Genomic DNA, 12,638 nt, shown 5'->3' with positions numbered 1-12,638 from the left:
CCTAATCCCCAAACAAGAAATTGATTAGTCTGCCACAGTTCCGTCTTCCTCACCAGAGCTTTCCTCAGCAGGAACTTTGATCATTCGAGAAGGAACAACTGTTGAAATGGCATGTTTATAAACCATTTGGGTTATGGAGTTTTTGAGCATCACCACATATTGATCAAAAGAATCGATTATCCCATGCAATTTAATACCATTGACCAGGAACACTGAAACAGGTACCTTTTCCTTGCGCAATTCATTTAGGAAAGGGTCTTGTAGTAAATGATTTTTAGACATTGCCTACTCCTTGTTGTTATTGTAATTTTTAAAGGCAAAAACGGGTATCTAACTATTTATTCGACACCCTATAATAAAACTTTAGTATATTTTCATGACAGCGTGGTTTGAATTCGTTAATATAGTCAATCAAAATATTTTTGCACATCTACAATCAGGCTACTGATGAGTTAATAAGGAGATTTTAATGACGTTTACTTGCGATGAATTAAAAGGATTAGAGCATCCATATGAAGTACTTGGCAATGGTGACGCACTGGCTGAAAACCGTGAAGAGCTAAATAAATTAACCAATGATGAAAAATTAGTTTTAGCCAGCCGCCTGGTTTTAGAGTGCCCCGTTAATGAATTAAAAGATTTTGCTCATGCGATTGAGGCAGCAAGAATGCCACAAGATGATAGCGATACCTTTCATTCTGTTTTATTTCAAGCTTATCAGGTAAAAAAAAGAATCATTTCCTTGCTTGATCCACGTAATAAAAACCCTCATTCCATGATATTGGAAAAAGAGTTTGATGGTGAGCTATTTAATAATTTTAATAAGTTGGCTATCGATGTATTAACCAACAATGAATTAGCCATTGCATTGAGACTGGCTGAAACTACACCTCCCCAAGAACGTTCACGAGTATCTCAAAATATTAACAATATTTTCCCACAGTCTCTATTTGCCGCTAAAGTAGGTCACGCTTTTGCTGTTCGCAGAGACATAGAGCGATTATTGTTAGGAGACAGGCCTGATCAATTCTTCTCAAGCCGTGAATTCAAGATCGATTCTTGTATCGAATTCGCAAGTTTATTCAATGTAATTAAAGATAAAGAATCTTCAATTGCCGGAAAACTCGCACTGCGAACCTCGGCCGAAAATCGCACCGATGTATTAAAGAAAATTAAAGGTTTCTGTACTGAGGATAGTGAGCTTGCAATAAAAGTTCAATCCGCTTTTGCATTAAGAAGGGATATAGACCGTTATCTGTTAGGCGATAATCCAGAACAATTTTTCAATAGCCGTGATTTTAGCGTTGATTTATGCCTTGAATTTGCAATTTTATTCCCGGAGTTATTAAAAGAGCATGAGCAAGCTATCGGAGAAAGGTTAGCTACACTGGATGCTAAGGTACGTTCAGATATCAGTAGAAAACTCGAAATGATCAATGGAGCAGCTCACGAGCAATCAAGTCCCTTCAGAATGATAGCCAGTGCCATGGTGCCCAAAGAAGAGCCCTGCCTGGTAAAGCCCACACCCGTTGTCTTACCTTCTACCGAGGAAATGACACCAAAGCAAGAATCTCCAACCAGTTTACGCAATAGAAACGTTTTATTTAAAGGACAATCTGAAGAACAAAAGAAGAAAAGCTCTCCGTCAGAACCCATTGCCTCAGATTCTGAAGAGGAAGAAGAAAAAAGTAATTGCTGGACTAATTTTTGCGGATTATTTGGCAAGTAAACCATCCGTATCCTTTGCCCTTACTTGGTTAAGGGCAACTTTACACTTTTTTACCCATTCTTTACACATCATGCAGCGACAATTCATGTTAGTATTTTCCCATAAATTCATTGACTTATTGTAATCTACTCAAGTTAAATCGATGAATTAAAAATAAAAAACCGCTTTAAACTTAATATGATTCGAACAGAATGCTATTGAACAAGTTTACTTTTTAGTTTTAAAACAAATAAGCAAGACCTTTACCTCATAAAAAATCAAGGAAAACAGAGTGTGCTGTCCTGAATGAAGAGAAAGTTCTGCTTCCAGTTGATAGTCGGGAGCCCTTCAATAATTTCAGAATAGCTGCAGTTATGGATGTCATTGGCAGTTAATAGCAGCAAAAATGAACGGTGAATTGAAATTAATGCTAGTACAATGAGAGCTTTTTTTGATAACATAGCCAGATTTTTAATCTGTATTGATGATTTGATTTAACCAGGAATAAACAATTCAAATTTGAGACAAAAAATTACTTAACAGCATTTATTGGGAACTCTAATGAAAGAAAACAAACTAACGGTAGCACTGGTTCAGGAACAATGGTATGAAAATCCTAAAGAGCATCAAGATAAACTGGCTTCGGGAATATTTTCAGCCACCCAACAAGGAGCAAAACTCGTTTGTTTACAAGAGCTTACCTTAAGCCCTTATTTCTGTACCCGTTGTGATGTTGATCCTGTCCCCTATATGGAGGATATTGCCGCCGGCCCTACTGCTCAATTTGTTAGCCAAATGGCAAAGGCGAATCAAATTCATATTACAGCGTCACTTTTTGAAAAGGCAGGTTACAATACTGCAGTAGCCTTTAATCCCCAAGGAGAATTGATTGCTGTTACCAGAAAGCAACATATCCCTAGTGGTGAAAAATACCATGAAAACTTCTACTTCAAACCAGGTAACTCCAATTACCCTGTCCATGCCATCGCAGGTCACCTCTTGGGACTACCCACGTGCTATGACCAATGGTTCCCTGAACTATCAAGAATTTATGGGTTAAAAGGAGCTGAAATTTTGGTTTATCCCACAGCTATTGGAGGAGAGCCAACCGCACCAGGATTTGATAGTCAACCCATGTGGCAAAAAGTTATGGTAGCACAGGGAATTATGAGCAACACCTTCATTATTGCAGTCAACCGTATTGGCTGTGAAGATGACTTAAACTTTTACGGAAGCAGCTTTATCAGTACCCCTATGGGTGAAATTTTAGCTCAGGCACCGCGAAATGAGCCTGCTGTATTAGTTGCTGAACTGGACTTCAGCCAACGTGAATTGTGGGGACGATTATTCCCATTTCCCCAACAGCGAGAACCCGAGACTTATCATGAATTAGTCAAACCCCGTTAATCCCCTTTGGAAAGCAAGAATGAACAATAATACTCTATCAGATGAAAATCTTTATAACATTGAAAATTGGGGTGAAGGATATTTCAGAGTCAACTCTAAAGGAAATATTGAGATCAGTAAAAAACCAGGTAAACAGGGAGTTGAACTGCAAACTATAGTTGATGCAGCCGATCGTGCCGGATTGCATTTACCTTTACTAATCCGTTGTAGTGATATTCTGCATGATAGAGTCCACAGAATTTATCAGGCGTTCACCCAGGCTCGAGAAGATACTGATTATGCAGGCAATTACCAACTGGTTTATCCGATTAAAGTAAACCAGGAACAAAGTGTGGTGCGTGAATTGTTAAAATCGCCTGATAATCAGATAGGCCTGGAAGCTGGCAGCAAACCCGAATTGATGGCGGTTATAGGTATGTTGGGAGACCAGCAAAGCACCATAGTTTGTAACGGCTATAAAGACTCCAGCTACATTCGTACAGCGCTAATCGCTCAACAAATGGGGCATAAAGTTTTTATTGTTATTGAAAAAAAATCTGAATTGGACATTATTTTAAAAGAATCTGCGCGCCTTCAAGTCAAACCGACATTGGGTGTACGAATTCGGCTGGTCAGCAAGAGTGCTGGCAAGTGGGAAAATACCGGCGGAGTTAAATCAAAATTTGGATTAAATGCCAAACAGGTCCTTGAATTGATTTTACAATTAAAAGCCAATGATATGCTGGATTGTTTACAGTTAATGCACTGCCATTTAGGCTCACAAATAGCCAACATTCATGACATACGCCATTGCATGCAGGAAGTAGCGAGATACTATATTGAGTTACGTCAGCTCAATGCTCCGATAAGCACAATTGATGTTGGAGGAGGTCTGAGCGTGGATTATGAGGGAACTCGATCTAATAAAGGATGCTCAATGAACTACAGCCTTGTTGAGTATGCTACTCACATCATGTTGGCCTTAAAACATTTATGCCAGGAAGCTGATATATCTGAACCAGATCTTATCTCTGAATCAGGACGAGCATTAACTGCTCATCATGCTGTATTAATTTCCAATATTACGGATATAGAGATTATTAATAAAGCACCAGTCCTTCCTGAAATATCCGAAGATGACTCCCATGTTATTCAAGATATCTATGACACTTACCAAGCTATCACGGACAGCTCACCCACAGAAATATATAATTATGCTGCTCATTCGCTTAATGAAGCGCACTCCCTTTTTAAACACGGGGTAATCAGTCTGCAGGAAAAAGCCAAAGTGGAAGCTTTTTATACTAACATTTGTATGGAAATAAAAGATAAACTGGATGAAGAAAATCCAAGTGAAAAAGCTTTACTGATGCGAATCAATGAATGCATGGCCGCCAAGATATTTTGTAATATCTCTTTTTTCCAATCTATTCCTGATGCTTGGGCCATTGGCCAGATTTTCCCAGTAGCTCCTATCTCGCAGCTTAATAGAACGCTTAGCATGCATAGCATCCTGCAAGATTTAACCTGCGATTCAGACGGTACAATTAAACAATATCCTGGTAGTTCATGCGTTACAACCACATTGATGCTCCCTTCCTATGATGTCAATAACCCTTATAATATGGGATTTTTCCTGGTTGGTGCGTATCAGGAAATATTAGGTAATCTACATAACTTGTTTGGAGATACCAATTCTTTGGATGTAAAACTTTCTGATGATGGGCATTTTGAGCTGGATGATTTAGTCAGTGGCGATACTGTCACAAACGTGTTGAATTTAGCCCATTTCGATACTAAGAAATTAATTCAATCATATGAAAAGCAATTAATAAAATCAGAACTACCTAAGGAAATAGCACTCTCTTACTTAAATGAATTAAGAAGTATTTTTTCTCAATTAACTTACCTAGATGGAAATGTAGCACAGTGATTATGAATACAACACCTCAACAATATGGTTTTTATATGCCTGCTGAATGGTATCCTCATGAACGATGCTGGATGGCATGGCCCTGTCACCAAGGCACTTGGTCTAAAATCGGATTAGATAAAGCTAAAATGGCCTATGCTCGGGTTGCAAATGCTATTTCTCAATTTGAGCCCGTTGCTATATTAGTCAATCCAGGTGATGAAGACTCAGCTAAACAATTATGCAATGGCCATAATATTGAAATTATCTCTTTACCAATTAACGATTCATGGACCCGCGATACAGGTGCTACCTTTTTAATTAATAATGCAAAGCAACTTGCCGGAGTGGATTGGATACATAATGCTTGGGGTGGTAATTACGCTGATTGTTCTTTAGATAATTTAATAGCTGCTGAACTAATAAAATATACTGGTGCTCAATATTTCCATGCCCCATTGGTCATGGAAGGAGGTTCCTTTCATGTGGATGGTGAGGGCACTATATTAACAAGTAAAGAGTGTTTATTAAATACCAATAGAAACCCTCATTTAACTCAGCAGGAAATCGAGCAATACCTTTTGAATTACCTGGGAGCCGAGCACATTATTTGGCTGAATATGGGATTGATAGGTGATGAAACAGATGGTCATGTTGATGAAATAGCAACATTTATTGCTCCTGGAAAGGTATTGTGCCTTATTAGCAATGATAAGGATGATCCCAATTATCATCGCTTACAAGAGAATTTTGAAATTCTTAAATCAGCTAGGGACGCCAGAGGACGTGCACTTGATGTGTATACTGTTGAACAACCTCCAGCTACTTACCTTGATGGGGAAAGGCTCACACTCTCGTATATCAATTTTTACATGGCTAATCAAGGCATTGTGATGCCTGCTTTTGGATATGAGTCTTTTGATAGATTAGCTTATCAGCTATTTGTACAAATATTTCCAGGATATCAAATTACACAAATCGATGCGCTCGATGTGTTTTCTGGTGGCGGCGGTATACACTGTATTACTCAACAGCAACCTAAATCCATTGGTATTGCAGGATAATAATGCAGCTTTCAATGAGGAAGACAATACCACTTCTGAAATGAGAAATTTCTTACATATCACTGCTCATTATACTCAATGACATAAACCACCAATTGGTTATACTAAAAACATATAGGGATGACATGGACATGTCTGACAGGAAGTCAACAAAGGGACCAGTACAAAGGATGTACTTCGCTGCAAGGATGCAGCACTTATTAGCTAAATTGGTAGTGTGCCAATGAACCTTTTCTTTTAAGCAACAAAATCAAGTCTTTTTTTTATCTCATTATCTAAACAGTAAAATCAATTTAATAATTGACTAAGCCTTGCTGTGAGTTAGAGGAGTGTTTGTCACCAGTGGAACAGTAGTCTCTCTAACTCATTAGGAACATTTTTTTAAATATCAATGTTTTCCGCATCTAAAGCATTCGTTTCAATAAACTCTCTTCTTGGCTCTACATTGTCACCCATTAAGGTGGTAAAGATTTCATCTGCAGCTACTGCATCTTCAATACTCACTTGCAGCATTCTTCTTACATCGGGATCCATGGTTGTTTCCCATAACTGCTCAGGGTTCATCTCTCCAAGACCTTTATAGCGTTGTATGGTTTGTCCTTTTTTTGCTTCATCCATCAGCCAATTAAGTACTTGTTCAAAATTTTCCACTGGTAAAGATTTATCCCCACGTTGAATATAAGCTCCTTCTTCTATTAAATTCGACAATTTATGTCCTAAATCAACCATTTCTTTGTAATCTTTAGACAAGAAAAATTCAACCTGCATAGGAATATAATTTTCCAGGCCATGCTGATACACTGTAATTTTTGGGTTGTATTGATTGCTTTCTGTTAGTTTTTGGATATCTACTTTGTATTGTTCTGTCTTACTGTCTACTTGTTGCAAGCTCAAGTGTAATTGTCTGCACCAGTTTTCAATTTTTGACTGATTGTTAAAATCTTCTTGATGTAGCATTGGCATATAAGCTACTCGTTTGAGTATATCGCTGGGGTATCTTCTCTTGTACCGCTTTATAATCTTCTCAACTCGCCTGAAGTGCTGAACCAATTCTTCCAGCGATTTGGCTGATATGGGCGGAGCCTCTCTAGCAGGATAAAATATTGCTCCATCCAGAGCGCATTGAGTTAAATAGTCAAACAAGGCTTCATCGTCTTTAACATATTGCTCCTGCTTTCCACGCTTTACCTTGTACAAAGGCGGTTGTGCTATATAAATATAACCTCTCTCCAATAGCTCTCTTGTTTGCCTATAGAAAAAGGTAAGAAGTAAAGTTCTTATATGAGACCCATCCACATCAGCATCTGTCATAATGATAATTCTATGATAACGTACTTTGTCTGGATCATATTCATCAGGACCAATTCCACAGCCAAGTGCAGTAATCAAAGTGGCTACTTCTTGAGAAGAGAGCATCTTATCAAACCGGGCTTTTTCAACATTAAGAATCTTACCTTTGAGGGGTAAAATGGCCTGAAATTTCCTGTCTCGTGCTTGTTTTGCTGAGCCTCCTGCGGAATCACCCTCAACCAAATACAACTCGGAAAGTGATGGGTCCTTTTCCTGGCAATCAGCTAATTTACCTGGTAATCCGGCAATATCCAGAGCCCCTTTACGTCTAGTCATTTCACGGGCGCGCCGCGCTGCCTCTCTGGCTCTTGCGGCATCAATAATTTTTGCTACGATAGCTTTTGCTGCAGTGGGATTTTCCAAGAGAAAATCATTAAATTTTTCTGCAACACAAGACTCTACTGCTGGTTTTACTTCAGATGAAACCAGCTTATCTTTAGTTTGCGATGAAAACTTGGGATCTGGTACTTTTACAGAAAGAACAGCTGTTAGTCCTTCACGAGCATCATCACCTGTTGGCGATACCTTTGCTTTTTTAGCATACCCTTCGTTTTCTATGTAATTATTCAAGGTACGAGTTAGTGCTGCTCTGAAACCAGCCATATGTGTTCCACCATCCCTTTGAGGGATGTTGTTAGTAAAGCAAAATATAGTTTCTTGATAGCCATCATTCCACTGCATTGCCAGTTCAATAACGATGCCATCTTTTTCTGATGTCATTGAGAAAACCACAGGGTGAACTGGTGTTTTATTTTTATTTAAGTGTTCCACAAAAGCCTTGATGCCGCCTTCGTAGTGAAACGTATCTTTTTTTTGTGTTCTTTCATCAAATAAATGGATGCAAACACCTGAATTTAGGTAAGATAATTCCCGTAATCTTTTGGCTAGAATATCGTAATGGAATTCTATATTAGAAAAAGTTTCTGCGCTTGGCTTAAACCAGATTTGTGTGCCAGTTGAGTTGGCTTCTCCAGTTTCAGCGATAGGAGCTTCAGGAACGCCATGCCTGTAGTGTTGTTCATAGACTTTTCCATGTCTACGCACTAGCAAATGCAATTCTTCTGAAAGAGCATTCACTACAGATACACCCACTCCATGTAGCCCCCCAGATACCTTGTAGGAATTATCATCAAATTTACCTCCAGCATGTAGGACTGTCATGATGACTTCGGCTGCTGATTTGCCTTCTTCTTTATGAATATCTACAGGAATACCACGGCCATCGTCCTTAACTGTAATTGACTCATCGCTATGGATGGTAACAAAAATTTCCTTGCAATATCCTGCCAGAGACTCATCTATTGAATTATCTACAACCTCAAAAACCATGTGATGCAAACCGGTTCCATCATCTGTATCCCCAATATACATGCCTGGTCTTTTTCTTACCGCATCTAAACCTTTTAAGACTTTAATATTATTTGAATCATAACTGGCGTCTACGCTCATCAGCTGTCCTCTTGCCGTATTATGGTATTAAAATGAATATATTATATCATCTTTTATATTTGGTTTATATCTTAGTAGAGAACTTTACGCTTGAGCCGTCTAAATTGTTGGCTTTAATTTCATGAATACCGTTTTGTCTATTTGACTTCTACATCAATACATTTCAACATCTCTTTAGTCTTGTATTATATTTTCATCTTTATAATTTTATTTGTGTTCCACGTGAAACATTTTATATTTATAAAATGTTAATTTCACCACAGTTTACTTGCAATAAACTTGTGTCAGTTGGTAGGGTGTGCAAATTGTTATTGTTTAAATTCGTTATAACAAACTGCCCTCGTTGCTGCGTCAGATATTTAATCAAATTTTTCTGGTGATACTCGTCCAGCTCAGCAGCCAAATCATCAATAAGGTACAAGCAGTCTTTATCGAGCAACTGGCCTTGAGCCAGCTTAAGTGAGATTAGAATTATTTTTTGTTGTCCACGAGAGAGCGTATGCTTCACTCTGTGTTGATCAGCAGTAATTATCAAATCAGCTTGGTGTGCGCCCAATTGGGTATATAATCTATTTCTATCATTTTCAAACGATTTAAGAAGTAATTCATTCAAACTTTGTCCTGTATTCTTTCTATCCCAACCTTTGTAATAATATATTGTACAGGATATGTTAGTTAACTCACTTAACACTTGGTAGAATTTAGGTTGCCATTGCAAAAAGTAATCATTCCGAAATTTATCCAGTTGATTTGCCAATTGACATAGTTGTTGATCCCAAGGAATAAAATGTTCGAAGGTCGCCCTGGATTTTAATAAGGCATTTCTTTGACTAAGAGTGCGCTTATATTCTTTCCAAATCTTCAAATAATCATGTTTCACGTGAAACAATCCCCAATCAAGCAAACTTCTCCGTACCGAAGGACCTGCATCAATAATTTGAAAAATATCTGAGTAAATAACTTGACATGGAAGCGCATAGGCTAGTTGACTTGTAGTACAGCAAAAATGATTATTTAATTTAATTTGTATGCCATCCGTTAAAGATTTCTGAACACTAATGGTACTTTCATCGTGAGCACGGGCAAAAACATTTAGTTGGTTTTGTCCATAAGAAATAATTGGTGCCACTTCACGAGACCGAAAAGAGTGACCACAACTCAACATATAAAGAGCTTCTAATAGTGAGGTTTTACCACTGCCATTAGGTCCTGTAATGCAATTAAAATGGGAATTTAGGATTAAATTAGTCGAAGATATATTCCGAAAATTATGAATTCTTACTTCAGATAAAATCATATTTTCATAGGCATAATGATGTATTGATAATTATCATTGACTAATGACTCAATTAGAATACTACTGTCTGTAGTAGACATTGATAACTTAATTTGCCCTTCAGAAAAGTGACTTAAAACATCCAGCAAATAAGTAGCATTAAGTCCTATTTTAAGTTCATCGCCTTGTGTTTCAGCGTTCAATGTTTCTATTGCCTCTTCTTGCTCATTATTATTAGCAATTAAAGTTAACTGACCTGGTTGCAAATGCAACAATACAGCCTTTGACTTTTCATGAGCTAAAATGACAATACGAGACAGAGCACGCTTGAGCGTGGCGCAATCAATAATAATATGTTTATCCTGTTCTCTTGGTATGGCTTTAGTATAGGGAGGAAAACGTGCTTCAATTAATTTGGACAAAAATACAAATTGGTTAGTAATCAATTTTATATGGGATTTGCCTGCTGCCAACAAAACTTGATCATCATTAATACAGTTCAACAATCTTAATAATTCTTGTACTCCTTTTTTGGGTAAAAGTAATTTTGCTTGAGCAATACTATTACAAGAATATCGAGATATAGCCATTCTGTGTCCATCAGTGGCAACTGCAGAAATAAGATTACTGTCAAACTCAAGCAATAAACCATTCAAAAATATACGAACATCCTGTTGAGACATAGCAAAATGAGTAGATTGCAATAACTGCAATAAAACCAGACGAGGGATAGTTAACTCAACATCATTGCACTCATCCTCGCTGGTTGGATAATTTTCAGAAGGCAAAGTAGCCAGTTTAAATGTACTTCGATTTTGTTTTATCGTCACTAAAGATTTATCAAAAACAATAGATGGACTAGTGTTTTCATCCAATGAGCGGATAATATCAATAAATTTCTTGGCTGGTACGGTAATAGAACCACTAGTCTGTTTGGAATCACATGCCACCTGTGCGGATATTTCAATTTCCAAATCTGTGGCAGTAATAAATAAAAGTCCATCCGATAATTTTAATAAAAAATGGGATAAAATAGCTAAAGACTGCTTCTTATCGACAGCTCCGGAAACAGTAAGCAAAGGGGTAATAAGCTCTTCTTTTTTAATGGTTAGCTCAAACAAGATAGACTCCGTATCAAGAAGATAATATTCGCATTAAATTCTTATAATCTTCAGCAAAATCGCTATCATCCTGGATTAATTCCTTAACTTTTCTACAGGCGTGTATGACTGTCGTATGATCCTTACCACCAAAATGATCGCCGATTTCAGGTAAACTATGGTTGGTCAATTCCTTGCTCAAGGCCATCGCCATTTGCCTTGGTCTTGCTATAGAACGACTTCTACGTTTGGAAAGTAAATCAGCAACTTTTACTTTATAATATTCAGCAACCGTTTTTTGAATATTTTCTATTGTAACTAACTTATCTTGCAAAGCGAGAAGGTCACGCAAGGCTTCATGTACAAATTCAATAGTTATTGGCTTTCCAGTAAAATGAGCATTAGCTATAACTCGTCGCAAAGCGCCTTCAAGCTCTCTGACATTGGAACGAATACGTTTGGCTATAAAAAAGGCTACTTCATAAGGCAACTCAATATTGGATTGCTCTGCTTTACTAACCAATATAGCCACACGAGTTTCTAATTCTGGAGGTTCCACTGCTACTGTCAACCCCCATCCAAATCGGGATTTTAAACGCTCCTCCATCCCCTCTATTTCTTTAGGATATCGATCACTAGTCAATATAATTTGTTGCTGGCCTTCCAGTAAGGCGTTAAAAGTATGAAAAAACTCCTCTTGTGACCTATCCTTTCCGGCAAAAAACTGAATATCATCAATAAGTAAAGCATTTAAAGAACGATAAAAACGTTTAAACTCATTAATAGAATTGGTTTGCAATGCTTTAACCATATCGGCTACAAAACGCTCTGAATGCAAATACAAAACTTTTGCTTCAGGATTATTCTTTAGAATACTATTACCAATAGCATGCATTAAATGTGTTTTACCTAGACCTACTCCTCCATAAATAAATAAAGGATTATAAGCATCCCCTGGACGTTCAGCTACCTGCATAGAAGCAGCTCTGGCCAGCTGATTTGAATTTCCCTCGACAAAGCTATCAAAAACAAATTTTTTATTTAAGTGACTACTCTTGTAGTCAACTGCTTTTTTGGAAGTAGATTTTAGCGGTGCTATACTAGAGGATGTAACAATTGGTTCAGCAGGGGCCTCAACAGTGTCTACAGGCTTACTACCCACTTCAATAGAAATAACTTTGATATCATCACCAGAAAATTGTTTAATCAACTCTTCAATACGGGAAAAAAAATGTTTTCTAACCCAATCAACAACGAAACGATTAGGTGCTAATAAGACTAAACGTTGCTCGTCAGTGTATGCTTGTAAAGGACGCAACCAGGTATTAAATTGCTGAGCAGAAAATTCATCTTGCAACAAACCTAAACATTTTTGCCAAGCAGTAGTTGACAC

9 protein-coding genes are annotated in these 12,638 nt (G+C 37.6%); 4 read left to right on the top strand and 5 right to left on the bottom strand.

Features of this window, described 5'->3' with window-relative positions:
- Positions 1-24: 24 nt before the first annotated feature.
- Positions 25-282 (bottom strand): RNA chaperone Hfq, encoded by a 258-nt coding sequence (hfq, locus tag EL201_RS00045; RefSeq protein ID WP_027223118.1) that lies wholly within the window; start codon positions 280-282, stop codon positions 25-27.
- Between the two features lie 187 nt (positions 283-469).
- Between hfq and EL201_RS00040 the strand changes: the two genes are divergently transcribed.
- From EL201_RS00040 to EL201_RS00025, 4 genes are all read left to right on the top strand, one after another.
- Positions 470-1,729 (top strand): lpg0008 family Dot/Icm T4SS effector, encoded by a 1,260-nt coding sequence (locus tag EL201_RS00040; protein ID WP_027223117.1) that lies wholly within the window; start codon positions 470-472, stop codon positions 1,727-1,729.
- A gap of 540 nt (positions 1,730-2,269) precedes the next feature.
- Positions 2,270-3,115: a carbon-nitrogen hydrolase gene (locus tag EL201_RS00035; RefSeq protein WP_027223116.1), complete on the top strand. Its 846-nt coding sequence runs from the start codon at positions 2,270-2,272 to the stop codon at positions 3,113-3,115.
- A 19-nt stretch (positions 3,116-3,134) separates the two neighbouring features.
- Complete coding sequence (speA, locus tag EL201_RS00030; protein ID WP_027223115.1) at positions 3,135-5,027, top strand: biosynthetic arginine decarboxylase; 1,893 nt, start codon at positions 3,135-3,137, stop codon at positions 5,025-5,027.
- 2 nt (positions 5,028-5,029) lie between these two features.
- A complete protein-coding gene (locus tag EL201_RS00025; RefSeq protein ID WP_027223114.1) occupies positions 5,030-6,070 on the top strand; it encodes an agmatine deiminase family protein in 1,041 nt (346 codons plus the stop codon).
- A gap of 381 nt (positions 6,071-6,451) precedes the next feature.
- On the opposite strand, the gene gyrB is transcribed toward EL201_RS00025, so the two are convergent.
- The 4 genes from gyrB to dnaA form a co-directional block, all read right to left on the bottom strand.
- Positions 6,452-8,869: a DNA topoisomerase (ATP-hydrolyzing) subunit B gene (gene gyrB / locus EL201_RS00020; RefSeq protein ID WP_027223113.1), complete on the bottom strand. Its 2,418-nt coding sequence runs from the start codon at positions 8,867-8,869 to the stop codon at positions 6,452-6,454.
- 238 nt (positions 8,870-9,107) lie between these two features.
- Positions 9,108-10,166, bottom strand: coding sequence for a DNA replication/repair protein RecF (gene recF, locus EL201_RS00015; protein ID WP_027223112.1), 1,059 nt, complete (start codon positions 10,164-10,166; stop codon positions 9,108-9,110).
- A complete protein-coding gene (gene dnaN / locus EL201_RS00010) occupies positions 10,163-11,266 on the bottom strand; it encodes a DNA polymerase III subunit beta (RefSeq protein ID WP_027223111.1) in 1,104 nt (367 codons plus the stop codon). The genes recF and dnaN overlap by 4 nt, the downstream gene beginning before the upstream one ends.
- 13 nt (positions 11,267-11,279) lie before the next feature.
- The gene (dnaA, locus tag EL201_RS00005; RefSeq protein ID WP_027223110.1) at positions 11,280-12,638 is read right to left on the bottom strand and encodes a chromosomal replication initiator protein DnaA; all 1,359 of its coding nucleotides are present in this window, start codon (positions 12,636-12,638) and stop codon (positions 11,280-11,282) included.

The sequence above is a fragment of the Legionella pneumophila subsp. pascullei genome, assembly GCF_900637585.1.
GTDB lineage: Bacteria > Pseudomonadota > Gammaproteobacteria > Legionellales > Legionellaceae > Legionella > Legionella pascullei.
The sequence above is the reverse complement of the archived record's forward strand: the minus strand, read 5'-3'. Positions and strand labels throughout refer to the sequence as shown.

Bases quoted from the DNA above. Each gene is read 5' to 3' on its own strand.
- hfq (WP_027223118.1), bottom strand. From the start codon at position 282: ATGTCTAAAAATCATTTACTACAAGACCCTTTCCTAAATGAATTGCGC.
- EL201_RS00040 (WP_027223117.1), top strand. From the start codon at position 470: ATGACGTTTACTTGCGATGAATTAAAAGGATTAGAGCATCCATATGAA.
- speA (WP_027223115.1), top strand. From the start codon at position 3,135: ATGAACAATAATACTCTATCAGATGAAAATCTTTATAACATTGAAAAT.
- recF (WP_027223112.1), bottom strand. From the start codon at position 10,166: ATGATTTTATCTGAAGTAAGAATTCATAATTTTCGGAATATATCTTCG.
- EL201_RS00035 (WP_027223116.1), top strand. From the start codon at position 2,270: ATGAAAGAAAACAAACTAACGGTAGCACTGGTTCAGGAACAATGGTAT.
- EL201_RS00025 (WP_027223114.1), top strand. From the start codon at position 5,030: ATGAATACAACACCTCAACAATATGGTTTTTATATGCCTGCTGAATGG.
- gyrB (WP_027223113.1), bottom strand. From the start codon at position 8,869: ATGAGCGTAGACGCCAGTTATGATTCAAATAATATTAAAGTCTTAAAA.